This window comes from Bacillus sp. 95MFCvi2.1, assembly GCF_000374965.1.
GTDB classification, from domain to species: domain Bacteria; phylum Bacillota; class Bacilli; order Bacillales; family Bacillaceae_G; genus Bacillus_A; species Bacillus_A pseudomycoides.
The window spans coordinates 22,476-48,366 of sequence record NZ_KB895714.1; the positions used below are offsets into that span (position 1 = coordinate 22,476).

The window sequence follows — 25,891 nt, forward strand, 5'->3', positions numbered from 1 at the left end:
TATACGATGCTTCAAGAAATGAATATAGCTTTACGTTTTGTATTAGAGTTATGTACCCTTGGAGTTATAGGGTATTGGGGGGGCAGGTGGGGAAAGGACCTGTTATAAAAGGAACATTTGCCGTTGTACTTCCTCTTATCATAGCTGTTATATGGGGATTATTTGGAGCACCAGAAGCAACATGGAAATTACAGGGCGCGTTACATCTGATGTTAGAAATAATAATTTTAGGGTTAGGTATTGTAGCACTCTATCATTTAAGATATGTTGCGTTAGCGACTATATTTATGATTGTCATTTTTACCAATAGCGTCCTTATGTACATATGGAAGCGGTAGTAGATTCCCTTTCTTATTCGTGTATAACTAACTCATTGATATGGAACAATAAAAGTAAAAACATCCATATTGATTGTGAGGGATACGCGTATGCGCATGAATGAAAAAGGACACTCTGTTACAAACGGTGCAAACCAATTATTTAACGTGAATTTTCATGAGTTTATTGCAAGAGAACAAAATAATACCTCTATGGAGCTTGCATCTGAATTTGGTATTTCATTGCAGGATGTAAAACGGTTAAAGAAGCAGATTGAACGCTCCTAGTGCACTTGACAATCGCCCTGAACAAACGTATAGTAATTTTATATTTACATATGAAGAGAACCGATGATAGAGAAGAGTAGATGAGATACACATGAAAAGAGAGGAAATGTCCTAGGCTGAAAACATTTCTACATGATGACTAATCGAATGACACTCTGTAGGTTTCAACTTGAACGGCATAAATGCTTAGTAGGGGTTGAACGCAAGTTTAAGCGTTATTAAAAAAGTGGAAGCATACGTGCTTCAATTAGGGTGGCACCACGGGTAATAATACTCTCGTCCCTACTGGATAATCAGTAGAGGCGGGAGTTTTTTTATTTTTAATAAGATTAAAACAATTTGAGGAGGAACTGAATATGTCTATTCAAATCCCACGCGGAACGCAAGATATTCTTCCAGGAACCGTTGAGTTATGGCAGTATATCGAAGGGCAAGCACGCGAAATTTGCCGTCGTTACAACTATAAAGAGATTCGTACACCAATTTTTGAGCACACAGAATTATTTTTACGCGGTGTTGGTGATACAACAGATATCGTACAAAAAGAAATGTACTCATTCCAAGATCGTGGCGAACGTAGCTTAACATTACGTCCAGAAGGAACTGCACCTGTTGTACGTTCTTATGTTGAAAATAAAATGTATGGTGATGCAACACAGCCAACGAAATTATATTACATCGGTCAAATGTTCCGTTATGAAAGACCACAAGCGGGTCGCTATCGTCAATTCGTACAATTTGGTATCGAGGCAATCGGTAGTAATGATCCAGCAATTGATGCGGAAGTGATTGCACTTGCTGTAGAATTCTACCGCGGCATGGGATTAAAAAACATTAAAGTTGTCCTAAATAGCTTAGGTGATGCAGCGAGCCGTCAAGCGCACCGTGAGGCGTTAATCGCTCACTTTGAGCCTCGCATCGGCGAATTCTGTTCAGATTGCCAATCTCGTTTAGAGAAAAATCCACTTCGTATTTTAGACTGTAAAAAGGACCGTGATCATGAATTAATGAGCACAGCACCGTCTATTACAGAATACTTAAACGAAGAATCAACAACGTACTATGAAAAAGTACAAGAGTTATTAACAATGATGGGTGTCCCATTTGAAAAAGATCCAAACCTAGTGCGCGGTTTAGATTACTATCAGCACACTGTATTTGAGATTATGAGTGAAGCAGACGGTTTCGGTGCAATCACGACATTAAGTGGCGGTGGTCGCTATAACGGTCTTGTACAAGAAATCGGTGGTCCAGAAATGCCTGGTATTGGTTTTGCGATGAGTATTGAACGTTTAATTATGGCGCTGAAAGCTGAAAATATTGAATTACCAATTGAACATAACATTGATTGCTACGTTGTAGCACTTGGAGATAAAGCGAAAGATCACGCAGCAAAAATTGCATTTGATCTTCGTAAAGCTGGATTATCAGTTGAAAAAGATTATTTAGATCGCAAAATGAAAGCACAATTTAAATCAGCAGATCGTCTAAATGCGAAATATGTAGCTGTATTAGGAGAAGATGAGCTAGATAAAGGCATCATCAACTTAAAAGATATGGCAACAGGTGGACAAGAAGAAGTGGCTTTAGATGTATTTGCTTCATATGTAGCAGAGAAATTAATATAGGGGGAACGAACAATGGCTGAAAGAACACATGCATGTGGAAAAGTAACAGTAGAAGCAGTTGGACAAACCGTTCAATTAAAAGGTTGGGTACAAAAACGCCGTGACTTAGGCGGACTCATTTTCATCGACTTACGTGACCGTACAGGTATCGTGCAAGTTGTATTTAACCCAGAAACATCAAAAGAAGCACTAGAAGTAGCAGAAACAATTCGTAGCGAATACGTATTACACGTAGAAGGAACAGTTGTTGAACGTGGTCAAGGTGCAATTAATGAAAATATGGCAACAGGGCGCATTGAAGTACAAGCAACGAAAGTAAATGTATTAAATGCAGCAAAAACAACGCCGATTATTATTGCAGACGATACAGATGCATCAGAAGATGTTCGTTTAAAATATCGTTATTTAGATTTACGTCGCCCTGTTATGTATAACACATTCAAAATGCGTCACGACGTGACAAAAACAATTCGTAACTTCTTAGATTCAGAAGAGTTTTTAGAAGTTGAAACACCAATTTTAACAAAGAGTACACCAGAAGGAGCACGTGACTATTTAGTACCAAGCCGTGTGCATGAAGGTGAATTTTACGCGTTACCTCAATCTCCACAGCTATTTAAACAGCTTCTAATGGTCGGCGGATTTGAGCGTTATTATCAAGTAGCACGTTGTTTCCGCGATGAAGATTTACGTGCCGATCGTCAACCAGAATTCACACAAATTGACATCGAGGCATCATTCTTAACACAAGATGAAATTCTAGAAATGATGGAACGTATGATGACAAAAGTGATGAAAGATGCAAAAGGCGTAGAGGTTCGTGCACCATTCCCTCGTATGAAGTATGCTGATGCAATGGCTCGCTACGGTTCTGATAAACCAGATACACGCTTTGCAATGGAGCTTACTGACTTATCTGAGTTTGCAGCAGATTGCGGCTTCAAAGTGTTCACAAGTGCTGTAGAAAGCGGCGGGCAAGTAAAAGCAATTAATGCAAAAGGTGCAGCAGGTAAATATTCTCGTAAAGACATTGATGCATTAACTGAATTCGTAAAAGTATACGGAGCAAAAGGTTTAGCTTGGTTAAAAGTTGAAGAAGATGGCTTAAAAGGACCAATTGCGAAATTCTTCGGTGAAGAAGATGCAAACGTACTAATGAGCACATTAGATGGGGCTGCGGGTGACTTATTATTATTCGTTGCTGATAAAAAGAGCGTTGTTGCAGATAGCTTAGGTGCACTTCGTTTACGCTTAGGTAAAGAACTTGAGTTAATTGACGAAAGCAAATTTAACTTCCTATGGGTAACAGATTGGCCGCTTCTTGAGTATGATGAAGATGCTGATCGCTACTTCGCAGCGCATCATCCATTCACAATGCCATTCCGTGAAGATGTTGAGTTATTAGAAACAGCACCAGAAAAAGCGCGTGCACAAGCATATGACCTTGTATTAAACGGTTATGAGCTTGGTGGTGGTTCACTTCGTATTTATGAGCGTGATGTACAAGAAAAAATGTTCAAAGCTCTTGGATTCTCTCAAGAAGAAGCACAAGAACAATTCGGATTCTTATTAGAAGCGTTCGAATATGGTACACCACCACATGGCGGAATCGCATTAGGTTTAGACCGTCTCGTAATGTTACTTGCAGGCCGTACAAACCTTCGTGATACAATTGCATTCCCGAAAACAGCAAGCGCAAGCTGCTTATTAACAGATGCTCCAAGCCCTGTTGCAGAAGCGCAGCTTGAAGAGCTATACTTACAATTAAACGTAAAAGAAGAGAAGTAAGAAGGAGTCCTAGATGGTTATACTAAACCCATCTAGGATTTTTTTTAGTGGAAGTTTAAAAAATCTGGTTCAGATAGCAGTCGCATTTCTTCGTTGCTTCGCCAGTCCGGTGCTCGAGTAAGTAATCCTACACTCCGCACCTCCTGGCGTCAGCGCCTCGAACAGCTCGGCTCTCTGGATCCTCCTTTTTAAACGTGGATTGGAAGAGGAAGTTTAAAAAATCTGGTTCAGATAGCAGTCACATTTCTTCGTTGCTTCGCCAGTCCGGTGCTCGAGTAAGTAATCCTACACTCCGCACCTCCTGGCGTCAGCGCCTCGAACAGCTCGGCTCTCTGAATCCTCCTTTTTAAACATAGATTGGAAGGGAAATTTAAAAAGTCCGGTTTAGCTAGTAATCCTTTTTTTGAATATGTATTTTTAGGAATTCTATAACTTTTTCTATACAAATAGTCGGAAAAACGCTAGAATACATGGTAGACCATTTTTGTAATAGGAGTGTAGAGCTGAATGTTACATCAATTTTCACGTAATGAATTAGCCTTCGGAAAAGAAGGTCTTGAAATATTAAAAAATAGTACAGTTGGTATTCTAGGAATTGGCGGTGTAGGTTCATTCGCAGCAGAAGCGTTAGCGCGTTCTGGCGTAGGACGTCTTGTATTAGTTGATAAAGACGTTGTAGATATTACAAATGTAAACCGTCAAATTCATGCTTTAGTATCTACTGTAGGACGTTCAAAAGTAGAATTAATGAAAGAGCGCATTGCAGACATTAATCCGGAATGTGAAGTAATTGGACTAGAAATGTTTTATACAGATGAAACATATGAAGAGTTCTTTAAACACGGCTTAGATTTCGTAGTGGATGCATCTGATACAATTACGTTCAAAATTCATTTAATTAAACAATGTTTACGTCGTAAAATTAAAATTATCTCAAGTATGGGCGCAGCAAATAAAATGGACCCAACTCGTTTCCGTATTGCGGACATTTCTAAAACACATACAGATCCAATTGCGAAAGTAATTCGTACGAAGCTTCGTAAAGAGGGTATTAAAAAAGGTGTAAAAGTTGTCTTCTCTGACGAAAACCCAATCGTAATTCGTGAAGAAGTACGTAAAGAAATCGTACCAGACGAAAATGCGAAAATTCGTAAAGCGAAATTACCACCTTCCTCAAATGCCTTCGTACCATCTGTGGCTGGTTTAATTATGGCGAGTCACGTTGTACGTGAACGTATTAAAAACGTAGAAGTGAAGCGTGTAGGGCAAGAATAAAAAATAAAAAAGCGTATATTCCATGAGGAGTATACGCTTTTTTATTTGTATGAAAAGATGTTAAAGAAATATCCATATCGGTAAAACGATAGATTCAAAAGCGATTAAAAATAATAAATAATTCTCGTATTTGTCCGATTTGTATGCAGAAGTCTTTTTTAAACCTCTAATTGTGAAGAATCCTAAAAGTAACACAAGAATCCCAAGTGTAATTTTGAAAATTGTTAATGAAATAGATAACCTCTCCTTTCAGTAACAAGTCTTGTTATGTTTATAATAGCATAAAAGTAATATATTTCCTGTTGCTTTAGAGTATTTTAATTTTCTGCCGAATATATAATATCTAAATTCCCGTTTTGATCCGTTTTAAAAATAGGTGCAATTTGATCTTGCTGTTCATCTACTAACACAAGCTTCCGGGCACGGTCCATAATTCTAACAAGCATCGCATAATCTTCTTCGATTGCTTGTTGTTTTTTCGTTAAAGATGCTAGTTTGACTTCTAGTTCATCGTTTGTTTTTTGTAAGGAGGCAAGCTTTGTATGCAAGTCTTCATTTTCAATTTGTATCTTTTCTAAGTGAGGATTATTATGCCCTAGGTTTTGCAAGAATGAGATTACATCTTGCATTGTAAGAGAATGTTTATTAGAAACGATTGCTTCGGAAAAATCAGCATCAATTACGACTTTTTGTTTTGGTTTTAGCTTTAATAGTTGCTCTTTTTCTACATTTGCTTCCGAACGCTTTAACTCTTTTCTTTGCTTCTTAGCGAGCTGTACAGCATCCTCATAATTTTGTCTGACTTCAGCATTCCAGCGAAAACCACAAGCAGCTGAAGTCCGGTTTAATTTGTCTCCAACTTCATCGAACGCTTTCAGCTGAGTACTTCCACTGCGAATATGTCGTAAAACGGTTTCTGCTAAAAGGAGATCGTCTTCTCTTGTCCATGCATCTTGGCGCGTTTTCATAAGCGAAACCTCCATTATCATGTCGTTTTCGCTTAGATTACCCTTTTGGTTTGCTTTTATGCGAACTTTGCAATCTTTCATATACGCCTGAAAGTGCTTGTTCGAATTTCCCCGTTGTTTTCGGCTTATAATATTGCTTGTTTTTTATTTTATCTGGTAAGTATTGCTGCTGTACCCATCCATTTGGATAATCATGTGGATATAAGTATCCAATACCTCTACCTAATGATTCAGCACCTCTATAGTGACTATCTTTTAAATGACTTGGGATATCGCCAGTTTGTCCGTTTCGCAAGTCGTGAAGTGCTGCATCAAGTGCCTTGTATGCTGAATTTGATTTTGGAGAAAGACAAAGTTCGATAACTGCATTGGCAAGCGGAATGCGAGCTTCTGGAAAACCAACACGTTCTGCCGACTCAATCGCAGCAAGTGTACGGGGACCTGCTTGCGGGCTAGCCAGTCCAATGTCTTCATATGCCATAATAAGAAGACGTCTCCCGATACTTTGTAAGTCACCAGCTTCAATAAGGCGCGCTAAATAATGAAGTGCAGCGTTCACATCGCTTCCGCGAACTGATTTTTGAAAGGCAGATAGGACATCATAATGAGCATCTCCACCTTTGTCGTGAACAAAACTCTTTTTCTGTAAACATTCTTCAGCAATTTCTAATGTGATTTCGGTTGATTGATCGTCTGTTGTAAAGCTAGATAAAACAGCAAGTTCAAGTGCGTTATAAGCCGATCGCATATCTCCGCCAGAGGCATTTGCAAAGTGACACATTGCTTCATCTGTAACTGTTACATGATATTCACCTAAACCTTTTTCTTTATCTTCAAGCGCTCGTTTTAAGCCGATTAAAATATCATTTTCTGTTAGTGCGTGTAGTTCAAAGATTTGACATCGGCTACGAATGGCAGAGTTAATCGCATGGAATGGATTACTTGTTGTTGCGCCAATTAAGGTCAGAAGCCCGCTTTCTAAGTGAGGTAATAAGAAGTCTTGTTTTGCTTTATCTAAGCGGTGAACTTCATCTAAAATTAAAACAAGGTGGCGGTGCATCTTTGCTTCTTGCACGACAACTTCCATGTCTTTTTTATTATGAGTAACAGCATTTAATAGGCGAAAGGGCGTCCCTGTACTGCCGGCAATTGCACTAGCAATCGATGTTTTTCCAGTTCCAGGTGGACCGTATAAAATCATCGATTGGAAATGGTTTGCCTGAACCATTCGCCATAAAATTTTCCCTTCACCAACTAAATGCTCTTGACCAATTATTTCTTTAATATTTGTCGGACGCATTCGGTGTGCGAGTGGTTGTTTCATTATGACCGTCTCCCTTAATATGTAATCATATTCTATGGTATCATCTTTTTTATGGAAAATTGAAATATACTACTGTATTTATAAGTAATTCTGCTTAATTTTTTCATTCTTCTCTTTATTGTAATAATTACCGAGTTTTTCAATGTGATTTTATGTTATCATTTTGATACATAAGTTGAAATTTCTTATAATACTATATTATGCTATAATTTCATAGGATTTTGATTTTAAAATTGTGTTCTTCTTACGAATAAAGATTTAACTAATAGAAGTGAAATTTTGAAAAGAGGTGCGAAATAGATGAAAATTTCAACGAAAGGCCGTTACGGCTTAACAATTATGATTGATCTTGCGAAGAAGTTTGGTGAGGGTCCAATTTCTTTAAAATCAATTGCGCAAGCGCATGACCTATCTGAACATTACTTAGAGCAATTAATCTCTCCACTTCGTAACGCTCGTCTTGTAAAAAGTACGCGTGGTGCATATGGTGGTTATGTATTATCTGACCAACCAGCTAATATTACGGCTGGCGATGTAATTCGTGTTTTAGAAGGCCCAATTAGCGTTGTTGAAATGATAGAAGAGGAAGAACCAGCACAGCGCCAGTTGTGGATGCGTGTTCGTGATGCAGTACAAGAAGTATTAGATAGTACAACTCTAGAAGATTTAGTACGTTATGAGGAAGAGAATCATGGGGGTTATATGTTTTACATTTAATTCCTTGTGAAACGATTTGGAAAGAAGGAGATCTGATGGAACGCATTTACTTAGATCATGCTGCGACATCTCCGGCTCACCCAGAAGTAGTCGAAAAGATGATTCCATATATGACAGAAATATTTGGTAATCCGTCTAGTATTCATTTTTATGGACGCCAAACGCGCCATGCTGTAGATGAAGCAAGACGTGTTTGTGCACGTAGCATTCATGCAAATCCAAATGAAATTATTTTTACAAGCGGTGGTACGGAGGCTGATAATTTAGCACTTTTAGGTGTGGCACGTGCAAACCGCAATAAAGGAAATCATATTATTACGACGCAGATTGAACATCACGCTATTTTGCATACATGTGAAGCATTAGAGCGAGAAGGCTTTGAGGTGACGTATTTACCGGTTGATGAAACGGGTCGTGTTCAAGTTTCTGATGTAAAAGAGGCGTTAACAGATGAAACGATTCTCGTATCTGTTATGTTTGGAAATAATGAAGTTGGAACGGTTCAACCGATTGCAGAAATTGGAGAACTGTTAAAAGAACATCACGCTTATTTTCACACGGATGCTGTACAAGCCTACGGTTTAACAGCAATTGATGTGAAAGAGTTAGGCATTGATTTATTATCAATCTCAGCTCATAAAATTAATGGTCCAAAAGGTGTAGGTTATTTATATGCTAGCGCGCAAGTGAAGTTTGAACCGTTATTAACGGGCGGGGAGCAAGAGCGAAAACGTCGTGCAGGTACTGAGAATGTACCTAGCATCGTTGGGCTAGAGCAAGCTGTTAAGTTGGCAGAATCAACGCGTGAGCAAAAAATTGCCCAATATGAAGGATTTAAAGATATAATGGTATCTGTCTTTCAAAAAGAAGACATTACTTTCGAGGTAAACGGAAACTTAGAATATCGCTTACCACATGTGTTTAATGTAAGTTTCACAGGAATGGATATTGAGCCGTTTCTTGTAAACTTAGACTTAGCAGGTATTGCAGTATCAAGTGGTTCTGCATGTACAGCTGGTTCTATTGACCCATCGCATGTGTTAGTGGCGATGTTTGGAAAAGATTCCGATCAAATACGTTCATCCGTACGTTTTAGCTTTGGTCTTGGTAATACGAAAGAACAAGTGGAAAAAGCAGCGTACGAAACAGTGAAAATCGTGAAGCGATTAACACAAAAATAGCATGGGAGGTGACATGATGAACAAACTACCTCACGAAACGCGCGTTGTCATTGGGATGTCCGGTGGCGTCGATTCATCTGTAGCAGCTCTTTTATTAAAAGAGCAAGGTTATGATGTAATCGGGATTTTTATGAAAAACTGGGATGATACAGACGAGAATGGTTTCTGTACAGCAACGGAAGATTACAATGATGTAATCGAAGTGTGCAATCAAATCGGTATCCCCTATTATGCAGTAAACTTTGAAAAACAATATTGGGATAAAGTATTTACGTACTTTTTAGATGAGTACCGAGCTGGTCGTACGCCAAACCCAGATGTAATGTGTAACAAAGAAATTAAATTTAAAGCCTTTTTAGAACATGCGATTGCGCTTGGTGCCGATTATGTAGCGACAGGTCATTATGCACGTGTTGCTTATATCGATGGCGAATATAAAATGCTACGCGGTGTTGATGATAATAAGGATCAAACATATTTCTTGAATCAATTAAGCCAAGAGCAACTATCAAAAACAATGTTCCCGTTAGGCGAATTAAAGAAACCACAAATTCGTGAAATGGCAAAAGAAGCTGGTTTAGCAACAGCGACGAAAAAAGATAGTACAGGTATCTGCTTTATTGGTGAGCGTAACTTTAAAGATTTCTTAAGTAACTACTTACCAGCTCAGCCAGGTGTGATGCAAACACTATCTGGCGAAGTGAAAGGGAAACATGACGGTTTAATGTACTATACAATTGGACAACGTCATGGTCTTGGTATTGGTGGTAATGGTGATCCTTGGTTCGCTGTTGGGAAAAACTTGAAAGAAAATATTTTATATGTTGATCAAGGATTCCACAATGAGCTTTTATATGGTGATGAAGTCATTGCTACGAATATAGGTTGGGTAAGTAACAGAGCGAAAGAAAAGGAATTTAAGTGCACAGCGAAATTCCGTTATCGTCAAGAGGATAACAAGGTAACGGTTCAAATCGTTGATGATAATACAGTTCGTATTCTTTGCGATGAACCAATTCGTGCGATTACGCCAGGACAAGCAGTTGTTTTCTATGATGGAGATGAATGCTTAGGCGGTGCTACAATTGATGAAGTATACCGTAGTGGTAAGAAACTAGACTATTTAGGATGAAAAACGAGAAGCCTCTGCCGATTAGCGGTTAGAGGTTTCTTTTTCATAACAGCGAATTTTTGTTCGCTTGGAAAATAGATTATTTGTTATAATTTGTTGTAGAGGTGAAGAACATGTCAAATAAGCTTGAAGCAGGCATTCAATATATGCAAGAAGGAAACTGGGAAGAAGCAGCTAAAAATTTTACAGAGGCAATTGAAGAAAATCCGAAAGATGCACTTGGATACATTAACTTTGCGAATTTATTAGATGTGTTAGGAGATAGCGAACGTGCGATTTTATTTTATAAACGCGCATTAGAACTAGATGGGAAATTAGCTACTGCCTATTATGGACTTGGAAGCATATATTATGGACAAGAGCAATTTACAGAAGCAAAAGCTGCATTTGAGCAAGCAATGCAAGCTGGATTACAATCAGCTGATGTGACATTTATGCTAGGGATTACGTATGTACAGCTTGGAAATGATCGTCTTGCACTGCCATTTTTACAAAGAGCAACTGAATTAGATAGGGCAGATGTAGAAGCGGTATTCCAATGCGGATTATGCTTTGCGCGACTAGAACATATTCAGGAAGCGAAACCTTATTTTGAAAAGGTTTTACAAATGGATGAAGAACATGCAGATGCGTACTATAATTTAGGTGTTGCGTACGTGTTTGAGGAAAATAATGAGAAAGCACTTGCTTTATTTAAGAAGGCGACTGAAATTCAACCAGATCACTTTTTAGCAGGGAATGGCATTCGTTTATTAGAGCAAGAAGCCGAATAGAAATCGTACCTTAACGCGCAGTTACCCCTCATCTAATGATAAGTAGAGAGGTGGGGGCTTTACTGCTCGTTAGAGTGAGAGAAATCGGAAAGGAGAGGAAACATGGGAAATCAACATGCAATGGATTTGTTTGAGGAAGAGCAAAAATTTATAAAAGCACAAGTTCTTCATACCATTTTCCACAACGAAGAAAACCTCTATTCCGTTGTCAGTATGAAAATCATTGAAACAAATGAAACATACGACGAAAAAAAAGTGATGATCAACGGTCACTTTCCCCGTATGCATGAAGATGAAGTATTTACATTGACAGGTCACTTTAAAGACCACCCAAAGTACGGAAAGCAATACTTAGTTGAAACATTTAAAAAAGAATTACCTCAAACAAAAACAGGTATGGTGCAATATTTAGCGAGTGATTTATTTAAAGGAATTGGGAAGCGAACAGCAGAAAAGATTGTTGATCATCTCGGAGAACATGCGATTTCTAAAATTATGGACGACCCTGCTGCATTAGAAGGTGTTGTAAACAAGCAGAAAGCGCAAGAAATTTATGACACAATTATTGAACACCAAGGGCTTGAAAAGGTCATGAGCTTTTTAAATGGTTATGGTTTTGGAACGAAGCTCTCGATTAAGATTTATCAGCAGTATAAAGAAATGACGCTTGAAGTGATTCGAAATAATCCATATCAGTTGATTGAAGAAGTCGATGGCATCGGTTTTGGAAGAGCTGACGATATAGGACGAGCGCTAGGGATATCTGGTAACCATAATGATCGTGTGAGAGCAGGATGTTTCTATACGTTAGAAAATGTTTCGCTCCAAGAAGGTCATGTGTTTATGGAAAAGGGTCAACTAGTTCGAGAAACCGTATCGCTTTTAAATAATCAAGAGGGTAATGTGACGGAAGAAGATATTTTGCAATGCGTTGAAATGATGCAAGGTGAAGGGAAAATCATTATAGAAGAAGACCGCATTTATTTAGCTTCGTTATTCTATTCCGAAAAGGGCGTTGTCAAATCAATCCGCCGTCTCATGAACCAAGAAGAGACGCCTTCGTTTCCTGAAGCGGAAGTATTATTAACGTTAGGGAAAATTGAAGAGCAGCTAAAAGTACAGTATGCGCCGCTTCAACAAGAGGCAATTCAAACTGCGCTTCATAAGCCGATGATGTTATTAACCGGCGGACCTGGTACAGGGAAGACGACCGTTATTAAAGGAATTGTCGAAATGTATGCTTCCTTGCATGGTTTATCATTAAGCCCGCAAGATTACAGTGATGATAATCCGTTTCCGATTCTGTTAACAGCTCCGACAGGCCGCGCTGCGAAGCGGATGAGTGAGTCAACAGGGCTTCCTGCTTGTACGATTCACCGCTTACTTGGTTGGACGCCAGAAGGATCTTTCCAGCGTAATGAAACGGACCCTGTACAAGGAAAGTTACTTATCATTGATGAGTTTTCAATGGTTGATATTTGGCTCGCGAATCAATTGTTTAAATCATTACCAACAAACATTCAAGTAATTGTTGTAGGTGATGAAGATCAATTACCTTCTGTAGGGCCTGGACAAGTGTTGAAAGATTTATTAGATGCTGGTGCAATTCCGACAGTGAAGTTAACAGAGATTTACCGTCAAGCAGAAGGGTCATCCGTTATTCAGCTTGCCCATGCGATAAAAAATGGTACGCTGCCACCAGACTTAGCACAAAATAAAAAAGATCGTTCGTTTATTGGTTGCTCAGGTGCTCAAATTGTTGAGGTTGTAAAACAAGTATGTGAAAACGCGAAGACGAAAGGGTTTAATGCAAGAGATGTCCAAGTGTTAGCGCCTATGTATCGCGGTCCGGCAGGTATTAATGTGCTAAATGAGGCACTCCAAGAAGTATTTAATCCGAAGAAAGAAAAGAGTAGAGAAATTGCCTACGGTGATGTTGTGTATCGAACGGGTGATAAAGTATTGCAGCTCGTAAATCAACCAGAAAGCCAAGTGTTTAATGGTGACATTGGAGAAATTGTTTCTGTATTTTATGCAAAGGAAAATGTGGAGAAACAAGATATGGTTGTTGTTTCGTTCGATGGGATTGAAGTAACGTATATAAAGCCAGATTTAAATCAAATTACACATGCGTATTGTTGTTCAATTCATAAGTCACAAGGAAGTGAATTTCCAATTGTAATTATGCCGATTGTAAAGAGTTATTACCGCATGTTACGCCGTAATTTAATTTATACAGGTATTACGAGAAGTAAAAAGTTTCTAATTATTTGCGGAGAAGAATCAGCCTTTCAATCTGGTGTGAATCGTCTTGATGATTCCATGCGGCAAACAACGTTAGCTGGTCGCTTGCAGGAATCAAAAGGGGAAGTGCAAATGGTTACGATTGATGGCCAGGAGATGGATGTGGAAAACATTTCACCGTATGATTTTATGTAGCAAGGTGAAATTATATAGTGAAACTTTCAATATAGAGAGCGTTATTTTGAAAGTGTAAGGCAGTTCTAGTATGTATAAATGAGTGCAGTTTGGACATAATGGCGAATAGAATCTGGGAGACTGTAAGGAGATGAAAGCCATATGTTCAGTTGTCCAAATTGCAAAGGGAAAGACATTGGAAAAATAGGTGTCAACCAATTTTATTGCTGGAATTGTTATATTGAATTATCGGTTTCAAAGGGGAAAATCCATACGCATCAAGTAGAAGAAGATGGATCGCTTAGTTCTCTTGATGATTTATTTGATGAGAATGAACGAACCATCGGATAGTCAAAAAGGGGGATTTACTTTGAACGTACGCAATTCATTAATCGCATTAGGTATTGGAGCTGCGGCATATCAATATGCACGTAAACAAGATGTGTTTTCCAAACGTAATATGAAAAGAGCACGCAAAATGATTAAGTCTTATTTATAATCATTTCTATAAAGTGAAAAACTCCCTTCATTCTCAGGGAGTTTTTTCATGTGCTCGTATATAAATAAAAAAGTCCAATTTTAGAAAAAAGATAAGAAAGTCCGTAACATCCAATACCAAGAACTCCGTAATACCACAGCTGTTTCGCACGTTCTTTTCGTGTTGAACGCGTGAAGAGTCCCTTCCAAATACCAAAGCCAATGCAGATCCATTCTAGTATCATGAAAAGTGTTGAAAGAATTAACATAAGCCAAACCATTTTATTCCTCCTCACATATTTGCGAGCTGACCTAAGTGCTTGTCCGTATGATGTTAAATATATGTAAGTTTTTTTAAAAACAGTATGGTCTGTATGGAAATATTTTAGTCCAGTAATTTTTTAAAAGTTTTACACATAACCTTCTCTATTTCTTTTCAAAATAAGGATGGAGGAGGTTTTTCGCTTGAAGAATCTTAAAATTATTTGGATCTATCGATTAGGGTTATTGTTATTAGTGTTTTTATGTTTGCTCGTCTTTTTAAAAATTAAACCACTATGGGCGCCAATCATATTCGTGTTTAAAGTAGCAATTACACCATTTTTAATTGCTTGTTTCATCGCGTATTTACTGCATCCTTTAATTGAAAAATTATATAAAGAGGGAATGCCACGTACACTTGCGATTTTGCTTATTTATATTCTCTTTTTTGGTGGTCTCGGTTATGGAATTTATAAAGGGACACCGGTTGTGATTGCGCAGCTACAAGAAATCAATAAGCAATTCCCGCAGTTTATGAAAATGTATGATTCTTGGATGGACGGTGTGACAGAACAGACAGACAATTTCCCATCGTTTATTCATGAGAAAGTAAAGCAAATATTTGTCGGCATTGAGATGAAGATACAAGCACTTTTAAATAAGGTGATGAGTACAGCACGTGGTGTACTGGATTCATTACTCATCATTTTCTTGATTCCTTTCATTGTATTTTACATATTAAAAGACTATGGAGAGTTTTATCACGTTTTTTGGAAGCTTGTTCCGAGTAAATGGCGTAGTACAGGACAAGTATTGGCGAAGGAGATCGATAAGTCACTTGGAAGTTATATTCGAGGGCAATTATTTGTTTGTTTAGTTTTAGGAGGAGTGTCCGCTCTTTCATTTTGGTTTATTGGGATGAAGTACCCACTGTTATTAGGCATTATTGTTGGAGTTACCGATATTATTCCTTACTTTGGACCAATTTTAGGGGCGATTCCGACGTTGATGATTGCGGCAACCGTATCCACGAACCTTTTTATTAAAGCGGGCATTGCACTTGCCATTTTACAATTTGTTGAAAGTAACATTCTCTCCCCATATATTGTTGGGAAGTCGTTACGTATGCATCCTGTTATTATTATGCTTGCTCTTCTGATTGGGGGAGAAATAGGTGGAATCGTCGGTCTTTTAATAGCAGTTCCTATTTTGGCGGTGATTCGAACCGTCATTGTTCATATAAAGCCACTCTGGAAACATTGACAAATGGAAACGGATTCGCTACAATTTTGGCATATAGCATATGATTTTAAATTGATGACGGAACGAGTATGTCACAGTCCATTTTTAGAGAGAAACTTCCATCGGCTGAAAGAAGTTTTAAATGAAGGGTGACAGAACGCTAATCCTGAGAGCAGCTAATCCCTGCCGTCTTGCCACGTTACGGCACCATGAGGTGATGAATCGAGAATGTATAAATCGGTTCATAATTAGGGTGGTATCGCGAGTTAACTCTCGTCCCTTTTATAGGGACGGGAGTTTTTTGTTTTTATGAAATTTCTTAAAGGAGGAAATATAGATGAAACAGTTAACAGGAGCACAAATTCGTCAAATGTTTTTAGACTTTTTCGAGGAAAAAGGGCATGCAATTGAACCAAGTGCATCATTAGTTCCGCATGAGGATCCATCTCTTTTATGGATCAACAGTGGTGTAGCGACATTAAAGAAATACTTTGATGGTCGTGTAATCCCGCAAAACCCACGTATTACAAATGCGCAAAAATCAATTCGTACAAACGATATTGAAAACGTTGGGAAAACAGCTCGTCACCATACATTCTTTGAAATGTTAGGAAACTTCTCAATTGGTGACTACTTTAAAGAAGAAGCAATTACATGGGCTTGGGAATTTTTAACGAGCGACAAATGGATTGGATTCGATAAAGAGTTACTATCTGTAACAATCCATCCAGAAGATGAAGAAGCATTTACAATTTGGAATGAGAAAATGGGTGTTCCGAAAGAGCGCATCATTCGTTTAGAAGAAAACTTCTGGGATATTGGTGAAGGACCAAGTGGACCGAACACAGAAATTTTCTATGACCGCGGTGAAGCTTACGGTAACGATTTTAGCGATCCTGAGTTGTATCCGGGTGGAGAAAACGAACGTTACTTAGAAGTATGGAACCTTGTATTCTCTCAATTTAACCATAATCCGGATGGCTCATATACGCCACTTCCAAAGAAAAACATCGATACAGGGATGGGTCTAGAGCGTATGACATCTATCGTTCAAGATGTACCTACAAACTTTGATACAGACCTATTTATGCCAATGATTGGTGCAACAGAATCAATTTCTGGTGAGAAATATCGCGGTGGCGATGTAGAAAAAGATATGGCGTTTAAAGTAATTGCAGACCATATCCGTACAGTAACATTTGCTGTTGGTGATGGAGCTCTTCCTTCTAACGAAGGCCGTGGCTATGTATTACGTCGTTTATTACGCCGTGCTGTACGTTATGCGAAGAAATTAAACATTAACCGTCCATTCATGTTTGAATTAGTACCGGTTGTTGGCGAAGTAATGAAAGACTTCTATCCAGAAGTTCTTGAAAAGAAAGACTTTATTGCAAAAGTTGTGAAAAATGAAGAAGAGCGTTTCCATGAAACACTTCATGATGGAGAAGCAATTTTAGCAGAGGTTATTGCAAAAGCAAAAGAAGAAAAAACGACTGCTATTTCTGGAGTAGATGCGTTCCGTCTATATGACACATATGGTTTCCCAATTGAATTAACAGAAGAATATGCAGAAGAAGCTGGTATGACGGTTGATCATACAGGTTTTGAAGCAGAGATGGAAAAACAACGTGAACGTGCACGTGCAGCACGTCAAGACGTTGATTCTATGCAAGTTCAAGGCGGCGTACTTGGAGAAATTAAAGTAGCGAGTGAATTCGTTGGTTATGGTACAGTTGCGACAGAAAGTAATGTTGTTGCACTTGTGAAAAATGGCGAGTACACAGATAGCTTACAAGCAGGCGAAGAAGGACAATTAATGCTTGATGTAACACCATTCTATGCTGAGAGTGGCGGACAAATCGCAGACCGCGGTTACCTTCTTGCTGACGGTGTGAAAGTTCTTGTAAAAGACGTACAAAAAGCACCAAATGGTCAAAGCTTACACAAAATAGTTGTGGAAGAAGGAACGTTAACAAAAGAATCAGCTGTAAAAGCTATTATTGATACGAAGAACCGTAGCAGTGTTGTGAAAAACCATACAGCAACGCATATTTTACACCAAGCATTAAAAGATGTACTTGGAACACATGTTAACCAAGCTGGTTCTCTTGTAACATCAGAACGTCTACGCTTTGACTTCTCTCACTTCGGTCAAGTACAAGCTGACGAATTAGAAAAAATTGAGCGTATTGTAAACGAAAAAATTTGGGAAAGTATTGATGTTGAGATTTCTCAAAAAGCAATTGAAGAAGCAAAAGAAATGGGTGCAATGGCATTATTCGGTGAAAAATACGGAGATGTTGTACGCGTTGTCCAAGTAGGCGATTATAGCTTAGAACTTTGCGGTGGTTGTCACGTTGATAACACAGCATCTATCGGTATTTTCAAAATTGTTGCTGAGTCTGGTATCGGTGCTGGAACTCGTCGTATTGAGGCAGTGACTGGTAAATCTGCATACGAATTAATGAACGATCAAGTAAGTTTATTAAAAGAAGCTGCAGGCAAAATGAAAACAAATCCGAAAGATATTTTAACAAGAGTAGACGGTCTATTTACTGAAGTGAAACAACTTCAAAAAGAGAATGAATCTCTTGCTGCAAAATTAAGTAACATTGAAGCTGGAAACTTAACAGATTCAGTTGTTACAGTGGATGGAGTAAATGTATTAGCAACAAAAGTAAATGTTGCAGATATGAATAACTTACGTACAATGATGGATGACCTGAAAAATAAATTAGAGTCTGCAGTCGTTGTATTAGCAGCTGTAAATGAGGATAAAGTAAATATTCTAGCAGGTGTAACGAAAGATTTAATCAATCAAGGTTACCATGCAGGTAAACTTGTGAAAGAAGTTGCTTCTCGCTGTGGCGGTGGCGGTGGCGGCCGTCCTGACATGGCTCAAGCAGGTGGTAAAAACCCAGCGCAAGTGGATGATGCACTTGCATTTGTAGAAGAGTACGTTAAATCTGTTTCAAAATAAAGAGATAGTAGTGTACAATAGTAGGGAGAGGAGAGATTCTTCTCCCTATACTTACTACTTATAAGTGAGGTGCTTAAAATGGACGGTTTTGATAAAACAATGAAGTTTAACTTTCAAGATGAAAAACAGAGTGTCCATGTAAACGATGTACTTTTAACTGTGTATGATGCACTTCAAGAAAAAGGCTATAATCCGATTAACCAAATCGTCGGTTATTTATTAAGTGGAGACCCAGCATACATACCTCGTCATAAAGATGCACGAAGCATTATTCGCAAGTTAGAACGTGATGAATTGATTGAAGAGCTTGTGAAGTCTTATTTGAAACAACATCGTGAGGAGTAGTTTATGCGGATATTAGGTTTAGATGTTGGTACAAAAACAGTCGGCGTTGCGATTAGTGACGAAATGGGCTGGACAGCACAAGGTTTAGAAACGATTAAAATTAACGAAGAACGAGGTCAATTTGGTTTTGATCGTATTTCTGAGTTAGTAAAACAGTACAATGTGGACAAGATAATAGTAGGATTGCCAAAGAACATGAATGGTACAATCGGACCACGTGGTGAGGCTTGCCAGCAATTTGCACAATCCTTACGTGAACTGTTACAATTAGACGTCATGATGTGGGACGAGCGTCTGTCAACGATGGCAGCGGAACGTCTTCTTATTTCGGCTGATGTAAGTCGAAAGAAGCGAAAGCAAGTGATCGATAAGATGGCTGCAGTCGTGATTTTGCAAGGATATTTAGATAGTAAATAAGAGGTGACCAGAATGGAAGAAAATCAAATTACAATTGTAGACGAAAAAGGTAACGAGCATTTATGTGAAATTATTTTCACTTTCGATGCTGAAAAATTTGGCAAAAAATCTTATGTAGTCTTTTCTCCGATTGGTGAAGTTGACGAAGATGGCGAACAAATTTATGATGCAATGGCTTTCGAACAAAACGAAGAAGAGTCAGGTGGAACATTACTTCCAATCGAATCTGAAGAAGAGTGGGAAATGGTACAAGAAATGTTTAACACACTTGCTGAAGAAGAAGAGGGCGAAGCGTAATTCAGGTGAAGAAGATGGGCTGTACATGCAGTCCATCTTTTTTTTGTATTCTCGTGCAAAATGACAGATTTTTTGTCGAAACTACATAATTGTTTGTAGTATAATGAGACGGATTGTATAAAATAAAAAACTATCTGCAAATGAATGAGCTTTGCTTTGGGTTTGTAGGGCATTGTATAGAGGATGTACATATGGTCTACAATGGAATAAGGAGGAAGAACTTTGATAGAGAATCAAGTGAAGAAGAAGCGTAGACACACACTTTTAATAGTGGTTATTGCACTACTTGTGGTCTGCGTGTCAGTCTATGCGTATATTTCATCTGCGTTAAAACCAGTTGATAGCGGGAATAAAAAAGAAATTGAAGTAGAGATTCCAAAAGGTTCATCTACAAGTAAAATCGGAGAGGTTTTAGAAGAAAAAGGCGCTATTAAAAACGGTACAGTATTTAGCTTCTATGCAAAAGCTAAATCTAAAAATTTGCAGGCAGGTACATATTTGCTAAATTCGTCAATGAATGTAGATGATGTAATGGAACAAATGTCATCGGGTAATGTCCATCGTCCAGTTGCTTATAAATTGACGATTAAGGAAGGTGCACAAGTTGTTGAAATTGCAGATATAATTGCGAAGGAACTGAAATGGAATAAAGATGATGTTGTGCGCCAATTAAACGATAAGGCTTTTATTCAAAAAATGCAGCAAAAATATCCGATATTATTAACAAATAAAATTTTTGATGCCAATATTAAATATCCGTTAGAAGGCTACTTATACCCAGCGACATATTCTTTCTATAAAAAAGATACAACATTGGAAGAAATTGTGACGTCAATGCTTGAAAAAACGAATGCATTAATTGTTCAAAATGAGGCGAAAATGAAAGAAAAGCAGCTGGACGTTCACCAGCTTTTAACATTATCTTCTTTAATTGAGGAAGAGGCGACAGGGTTTACAGATCGTCAAAAGATCTCTAGCGTCTTTTATAATCGTTTAGCAAAAGGGATGCCGTTACAAACAGATCCGACAGTATTATATGCGCTTGGAAAGCATAAAGAACGTGTATTATATGAGGATTTAAAAGTAAATTCACCGTATAATACGTATGTTATAAAAGGATTACCTGTTGGACCAATTGCGAATTCTGGCAAGCATTCAGTACAAGCAGCGTTAGAACCTGCACAAACAGATTATTACTATTTCTTAGCAGCACCAAGTGGTGAAGTGTATTATGCAAAAACGTTAGAAGAACATAATGCATTAAAACAAAAATATATTACACAAAAGAAATGAAAATAGGAGGGAGAGCGAAAAGGGTCGCATATCCCTCTTTTTTATGATAAAATATATCGGGTTAAAAACTGGCAGAAGAATCGTTTTTAATATCAAAACGGGACGTACAAGCTAAGGGTGAAGCTGGCTTGTATTTTTATTGCATTCTATGTGTGAAAAGATAGAAACTGACACGTCATAGAGGCACTTCTCCATGTAAATAAGGAGGACCATTTATGGAGGATGCAGTTAACGAGTACCTATTATCATTTATTGATCCAAAAGATAAACTTATTCTTGAAATGGAACAGTACGCAGGTGAACATCATGTGCCAATTATGGATCGTCTTGGAATGGAGTTTATGTTGCAATTTTTACGTTTAATTGGGCCAAAAAGCATCTTAGAGCTCGGAACAGCAATTGGTTACTCCAGTATTCGTATGATGCAAGCTATCCCTAATTCTCGCATTGTGACAGTAGAACGAAATAGCGATCGATATGAAAAAGCACTTGAATATATAGAGCGTTCTTCTGTAAAAGAGCGTATTTTCGTTATTTATGGTGATGCATTAGAAACAGGTGAACAAGTGAATGAACATGGAACATTTGATGTTATTTTTATTGATGCCGCAAAAGGACAATATCGTCGCTTTTTTGACTTATATGAACCGTTATTAAATCCGGGGGGTGTCATTATTTCAGATAATGTTATGTACCATGGACTTGTAACGACAAAAGAAAAAATTGAAAATAGACGTACGCGTGGTTTGATTCGTCGTATTAAGACGTACAATGAATGGCTAATGAACCATGAAGGATATGATACAACTATTTTTCCGATTGGTGATGGAGTAGCCGTGAGTAAAAAGAGAGGGTGACAACAGTATGAAAAAACCTGAATTGTTAGTAACGCCAAGAGCGGTGGCGGACATTGAACCTCTTGCAAAAGCAGGAGCAAGTGCAGTAATGATCGGTGAGCAAAAGTTTGGCTTACGTTTAGCAGGGGAGTTCACGCGTGATGATGTGAAACAAGCTGTAAGCATTGCACATGAAAATGGTATGAAAGTATACGTAGCGATGAACGCTATGTTCCATAACGACAAAGTAGAAGAATTAAAAGGCTACGTTGCATTCCTGCAAGAAGTACAGGTAGATGCAATCGTCTTTGGAGATCCTGCAGTATTAATGACTGTGCGTGAAGTAGCACCAAACATGCAAATGCATTGGAATACAGAAACGACAGCAACGAACTGGTTCACATGTAACTATTGGGGCCGTAAAGGTGCAAAACGTGCTGTGCTTGCACGTGAATTGAGCTTAGATGAAATTGTTGAATTAAAAGAAAACGCTGAAGTTGAAGTAGAAGTACAAATTCACGGTATGACATGCATGTTCCAATCAAAGCGTTCATTAGTTGGAAACTATTTTGAATATCAAGATCGTAATCTGGAGATTGAAAAGAAAAAGTATGAAGAAAATATGTTTTTACATGATCCAGAGCGTAATAACAAGTATCCGATTTATGAGGACGAAAATGGTACTCATATTATGAGTCCGAATGATATTTGTTTCATTGATGAGTTAGATGAACTTATCGATGCTGAAATCGATAGCTTGAAAATTGATGGTGTGTTAAAAAGCTCTGAATACATTATCCAAGTGACAAAGAAATATCGTAAAGCTATTGATTTATGTGTAGAAGATCGCGATGCGTATTATGACATGAAAGACGATTTATATAAAGAGATAGAAGAAATTCAACCAGTAAATCGTCCGTTAGATACAGGATTCTTCTTTAAAGAAACGGTTTACTAAACGAGGAGGGTGTAGGATATGACTGTACAAGAAATTTCACGAGTAATCGATGGAAAACGCGTTATTGTGAAAAAACCTGAATTGTTAATCCCTGCAGGTAATTTAGAGAAATTAAAAGTAGCTATTCATTACGGTGCAGATGCTGTATATTTAGGTGGACAGGAATTTGGTCTGCGTTCAAATGCAGGGAACTTTACGCTAGAAGAAATGGCAGAAGGCGTAGAATTTGCAAAGAAATATGGCGCAAAAATATATGTAACAACAAATATCTTTGCACATAATGAAAATATGGATGGATTAGAAGATTATTTAAGAGGGATTGAAAAAGCTGGTGTAACAGGTATTATTGTTGCAGACCCGCTTATTATCGAGACGTGTAAACGTGTAGCTCCTTCTGTTGAAGTACATTTAAGTACACAACAGTCTCTATCCAACTGGAAAGCAGCGCAGTATTGGAAAGAAGAAGGCTTGCATCGTCTTGTATTAGCTCGTGAAGTCGGCTATGAAGAAATGAAGGAAATTAAAGAAAACGTTGATATTGAAATTGAAGCGTTCGTCCATGGGGCAATGTGCATTGCATACTCTGGAAGATGTACATTAAGTAACCATATGACAGCACGTGACTCAAACCGTGGCGGTTGTTGTCAATCATGTCGTTGGGATTATGACCTAGTTCAAGCAGTATCACAACATAAAGAAGCAGAAGAGCTTCCTTTATTCCAAGAAGGCGATGCACACTTTGCAATGAGTCCAAAAGACTTAAACTTGATCCTTTCAATTCCGAAAATGATTGAAATTGGAATTGACAGCTTGAAGATTGAAGGACGCATGAAATCTATTCACTACGTAGCAACAGTAGCAACTGTGTATCGCAAAGTAATTGATGCATATTGCGCGGATCCTGATAACTTTGAGTTTAAACAAGAATGGTTAGATGAGCTCGATAAATGTGCAAATCGTGATACAGCGCCTGCATTCTTTGAAGGAGTTCCAGGATACCAAGAACAAATGTATGGAAATCATAGTAAGAAAACAACGTATGATTTTGCTGGTTTAGTGTTAGATTATAATGAAGAAACAGGCATTGTCACAATCGAACAACGTAACTACTTCAAACCAGGGCATGAGGTTGAGTTCTTTGGGCCAGAAATAGAAAACTTTACACAAACGGTGGAGAAAATTTGGGATGAGGATGGAAACGAATTAGATGCAGCGAGACATCCGTTGCAAATCGTGAAATTCAAAGTGGATCAACCAGTGTATGTGAATAATATGATGCGAAAAAGCATACATCAATAAGAAAGAGTGGTAGTTGAATGGGGACGAATAAGCCGGTTGTAATTGGAATCGCTGGTGGTTCAGGATCAGGTAAAACAAGTGTAACAAAAGCAATTTTTGATCAATTTCAAGGTCATTCCATTTTAATTTTGGAGCAAGATTATTATTACAAAGACCAAAGTCATCTGCCAATGGAAGAGCGTTTAAAAACAAATTACGATCATCCATTAGCGTTTGATAATGACTTATTAATTGAGCACTTACATCAGTTGCTTGCATATAAGCCGGTTGAGAAACCCGTATATGATTATACATTGCATACACGCTCAGAAGAAATTATTCCAGTAGAACCGAAAGATGTAATTATTTTAGAAGGGATTCTTATCTTAGAAGACCCGCGTCTTTGTGATTTAATGGATATTAAGGTGTTTGTTGATACGGATGCTGACCTTCGTATTTTACGTCGCATGCAACGTGATATTAAAGAGCGTGGCCGTACAATGGACTCTGTTGTTGAGCAGTATGTAAATGTTGTACGTCCAATGCACAACCAATTTATTGAGCCTTCTAAGAAATTTGCGGATATAATTATTCCAGAAGGTGGACAAAATCATGTTGCAATCGATATTATGGTCACAAAAATTGCAACAATTCTTGAACAAAAAGTGAATTTGTAATAGCATAGTAAAAGATATACGATAGGAAGGGATTTTTTCCCTTCCTATCGAATACAATGAAACATGCCAACCTCATCTATCTATAGGTGAGGGCATATTTATATGAACTTTCCATACATATCTTCTTTATATGAGGAAGAATTGGAAAATACGGGGTTGTATGTGACAACTCCGCTAGTACATGTGTACTAGAAACCTCCGCTATAGGATAAAGCGGAGGAGTTTTCATATTGAACTCCTCTTTTTTTCGGGGGATTGGTATATAAAAGGAGTGGAAAACATGGCAACAGAAAAAACATACCCTATGACGCAAGAGGGTAAACAAAAATTAGAAAACGAAATTGAGCAATTAAAAACAGTAAGACGTAAAGAAGTTGTAGAGCGTATTAAAATCGCACGTAGCTTCGGTGATCTTTCTGAGAACTCGGAGTACGATGCAGCGAAAGATGAGCAAGCATTCGTAGAAGGACGTATTACACAACTAGAAAATATGATTCGTAACGCAGTTATCATTGAAGATAATGGCGAAGAGTCTACAGTTGTAACATTAGGTAAAACTGTAGTATTCAAAGAATTACCAGATGGAGATGAAGAAGCTTACACAATCGTTGGTAGCGCAGAAGCTGATCCATTTGAAGGAAGAATTTCTAACGATTCTCCAATCGCAAAAAGCTTATTAGGTAAGCAAATTGGTGAAAAGGTAGCAATCCAAACGCCAGGCGGAGAAATGCAAGTAGAGATTATCTCTGTAAAATAATAAAAAAGGTTCACTCATATGGGTGAACCTTTTTTATTTTATTATCCCATTGCTCTCAAGATTCTGAGTGAAAAGTGCTATATAATCGTCCATGATAGTTTGGTTTGAGCGATAAAAGAGAAAGGATCCTTAAGGGAGTTTTCACTTTATTCGACATAATATGACGATGTAAGAGCTTTAATTCTGATATTATAAGTGAGGAATTTTATACTTTTATGTTTTGAAGTGTGAAGAGAGTTTAAAAGGGATAAGGAAGAGGGACAG

Annotated in this window: 25 protein-coding genes, 1 pseudogene and 2 other annotated features; of the genes and pseudogenes, 23 read left to right on the forward strand and 3 right to left on the reverse strand. The window is 38.0% G+C overall.

The annotated features are described in order from the left end of the window. Positions 1-6: 6 nt before the first annotated feature. From C568_RS32085 to C568_RS0124280, 5 genes and pseudogenes are all read left to right on the forward strand, one after another. Positions 7-338, forward strand: a pseudogene (locus C568_RS32085) (YrdB family protein). 90 nt (positions 339-428) lie between these two features. Beyond that, complete coding sequence (locus C568_RS34895) at positions 429-605, forward strand: hypothetical protein (RefSeq protein ID WP_003200475.1); 177 nt, start codon at positions 429-431, stop codon at positions 603-605. Positions 606-659: 54 nt separating this feature from the next. Next, positions 660-892, forward strand: a binding site (T-box leader). Positions 893-961: 69 nt separating this feature from the next. Continuing rightward, positions 962-2,233 carry a histidine--tRNA ligase gene (gene hisS, locus C568_RS0124270; RefSeq protein WP_006096038.1) on the forward strand — a complete coding sequence of 424 codons (1,272 nt, stop codon included), beginning with the start codon at positions 962-964 and terminating at the stop codon, positions 2,231-2,233. Positions 2,234-2,245: 12 nt separating this feature from the next. Further along, a complete protein-coding gene (gene aspS, locus C568_RS0124275; RefSeq protein ID WP_003208580.1) occupies positions 2,246-4,021 on the forward strand; it encodes an aspartate--tRNA ligase in 1,776 nt (591 codons plus the stop codon). Positions 4,022-4,528: 507 nt separating this feature from the next. Next, on the forward strand, positions 4,529-5,296 hold the full coding sequence (locus C568_RS0124280) for a tRNA threonylcarbamoyladenosine dehydratase (RefSeq protein ID WP_000903177.1): 768 nt from the start codon (positions 4,529-4,531) through the stop codon (positions 5,294-5,296). 317 nt (positions 5,297-5,613) lie between these two features. Here the strand turns inward: C568_RS0124280 and C568_RS0124285 are convergent, their stop codons facing one another. Together C568_RS0124285 and C568_RS0124290 are read right to left on the reverse strand one after the other, a co-directional pair. Next, a complete protein-coding gene (locus C568_RS0124285) occupies positions 5,614-6,264 on the reverse strand; it encodes an RsfA family transcriptional regulator (RefSeq protein ID WP_018765894.1) in 651 nt (216 codons plus the stop codon). A 37-nt stretch (positions 6,265-6,301) separates the two neighbouring features. Continuing rightward, on the reverse strand, positions 6,302-7,588 hold the full coding sequence (locus tag C568_RS0124290; protein ID WP_018782987.1) for a replication-associated recombination protein A: 1,287 nt from the start codon (positions 7,586-7,588) through the stop codon (positions 6,302-6,304). A 300-nt stretch (positions 7,589-7,888) separates the two neighbouring features. Here C568_RS0124290 and cymR point away from each other — a divergent pair, with 300 nt between their 5' ends. The 7 genes from cymR (at position 7,889) to C568_RS0124325 (ending at position 14,308) form a co-directional block, all read left to right on the forward strand. Continuing rightward, entirely contained in the window at positions 7,889-8,305 is a 417-nt protein-coding gene (cymR, locus tag C568_RS0124295; RefSeq protein ID WP_000704116.1) for a cysteine metabolism transcriptional regulator CymR, read from the forward strand. Between the two features lie 35 nt (positions 8,306-8,340). Continuing rightward, complete coding sequence (locus C568_RS0124300) at positions 8,341-9,486, forward strand: cysteine desulfurase family protein (RefSeq protein ID WP_006096041.1); 1,146 nt, start codon at positions 8,341-8,343, stop codon at positions 9,484-9,486. A gap of 16 nt (positions 9,487-9,502) precedes the next feature. Continuing rightward, positions 9,503-10,618: a tRNA 2-thiouridine(34) synthase MnmA gene (mnmA, locus tag C568_RS0124305; protein WP_018782988.1), complete on the forward strand. Its 1,116-nt coding sequence runs from the start codon at positions 9,503-9,505 to the stop codon at positions 10,616-10,618. Between the two features lie 113 nt (positions 10,619-10,731). Continuing rightward, positions 10,732-11,391, forward strand: a complete 660-nt coding sequence (locus C568_RS0124310) for a tetratricopeptide repeat protein (protein ID WP_006096042.1) — start codon at positions 10,732-10,734, stop codon at positions 11,389-11,391. Between the two features lie 102 nt (positions 11,392-11,493). Then, positions 11,494-13,830, forward strand: a complete 2,337-nt coding sequence (gene recD2 / locus C568_RS0124315; RefSeq protein WP_006096043.1) for an SF1B family DNA helicase RecD2 — start codon at positions 11,494-11,496, stop codon at positions 13,828-13,830. 141 nt (positions 13,831-13,971) lie between these two features. After that, positions 13,972-14,160, forward strand: a complete 189-nt coding sequence (locus C568_RS0124320) for a hypothetical protein (protein ID WP_000490499.1) — start codon at positions 13,972-13,974, stop codon at positions 14,158-14,160. A 19-nt stretch (positions 14,161-14,179) separates the two neighbouring features. Next, a complete protein-coding gene (locus C568_RS0124325) occupies positions 14,180-14,308 on the forward strand; it encodes a YrzQ family protein (protein ID WP_001102898.1) in 129 nt (42 codons plus the stop codon). A 46-nt stretch (positions 14,309-14,354) separates the two neighbouring features. Here the strand turns inward: C568_RS0124325 and C568_RS0124330 are convergent, their stop codons facing one another. Next, positions 14,355-14,567, reverse strand: coding sequence for a hypothetical protein (locus C568_RS0124330; RefSeq protein ID WP_018782989.1), 213 nt, complete (start codon positions 14,565-14,567; stop codon positions 14,355-14,357). Between the two features lie 166 nt (positions 14,568-14,733). On the opposite strand from C568_RS0124330, the gene C568_RS0124335 reads away from it, so the two are divergent. From C568_RS0124335 to greA, 11 genes are all read left to right on the forward strand, one after another. Next, on the forward strand, positions 14,734-15,810 hold the full coding sequence (locus C568_RS0124335; protein ID WP_170957066.1) for an AI-2E family transporter: 1,077 nt from the start codon (positions 14,734-14,736) through the stop codon (positions 15,808-15,810). Positions 15,811-15,855: 45 nt separating this feature from the next. After that, positions 15,856-16,073, forward strand: a binding site (T-box leader). 53 nt (positions 16,074-16,126) lie between these two features. Beyond that, the gene (gene alaS / locus C568_RS0124340) at positions 16,127-18,769 is read left to right on the forward strand and encodes an alanine--tRNA ligase (protein ID WP_003200499.1); all 2,643 of its coding nucleotides are present in this window, start codon (positions 16,127-16,129) and stop codon (positions 18,767-18,769) included. Positions 18,770-18,847: 78 nt separating this feature from the next. Continuing rightward, positions 18,848-19,114, forward strand: coding sequence for an IreB family regulatory phosphoprotein (locus tag C568_RS0124345; RefSeq protein WP_000348589.1), 267 nt, complete (start codon positions 18,848-18,850; stop codon positions 19,112-19,114). A 3-nt stretch (positions 19,115-19,117) separates the two neighbouring features. Beyond that, positions 19,118-19,531 carry a Holliday junction resolvase RuvX gene (gene ruvX / locus C568_RS0124350; RefSeq protein WP_003200502.1) on the forward strand — a complete coding sequence of 138 codons (414 nt, stop codon included), beginning with the start codon at positions 19,118-19,120 and terminating at the stop codon, positions 19,529-19,531. Positions 19,532-19,543: 12 nt separating this feature from the next. Continuing rightward, positions 19,544-19,828 carry a DUF1292 domain-containing protein gene (locus C568_RS0124355; RefSeq protein ID WP_003200504.1) on the forward strand — a complete coding sequence of 95 codons (285 nt, stop codon included), beginning with the start codon at positions 19,544-19,546 and terminating at the stop codon, positions 19,826-19,828. Positions 19,829-20,050: 222 nt separating this feature from the next. Then, positions 20,051-21,121, forward strand: a complete 1,071-nt coding sequence (gene mltG, locus C568_RS0124360) for an endolytic transglycosylase MltG (RefSeq protein WP_018782990.1) — start codon at positions 20,051-20,053, stop codon at positions 21,119-21,121. Positions 21,122-21,336: 215 nt separating this feature from the next. Then, positions 21,337-21,978, forward strand: a complete 642-nt coding sequence (locus tag C568_RS0124365) for an O-methyltransferase (protein ID WP_018782991.1) — start codon at positions 21,337-21,339, stop codon at positions 21,976-21,978. 7 nt (positions 21,979-21,985) lie between these two features. Beyond that, complete coding sequence (locus C568_RS0124370; RefSeq protein ID WP_003200512.1) at positions 21,986-22,915, forward strand: peptidase U32 family protein; 930 nt, start codon at positions 21,986-21,988, stop codon at positions 22,913-22,915. Positions 22,916-22,933: 18 nt separating this feature from the next. Then, positions 22,934-24,214, forward strand: coding sequence for a peptidase U32 family protein (locus C568_RS0124375; RefSeq protein WP_003200513.1), 1,281 nt, complete (start codon positions 22,934-22,936; stop codon positions 24,212-24,214). Positions 24,215-24,231: 17 nt separating this feature from the next. After that, positions 24,232-24,870: a uridine kinase gene (gene udk, locus C568_RS0124380; protein WP_003200515.1), complete on the forward strand. Its 639-nt coding sequence runs from the start codon at positions 24,232-24,234 to the stop codon at positions 24,868-24,870. A gap of 280 nt (positions 24,871-25,150) precedes the next feature. Beyond that, positions 25,151-25,627: a transcription elongation factor GreA gene (gene greA, locus C568_RS0124385; RefSeq protein WP_003208577.1), complete on the forward strand. Its 477-nt coding sequence runs from the start codon at positions 25,151-25,153 to the stop codon at positions 25,625-25,627. Positions 25,628-25,891: the final 264 nt, after the last annotated feature.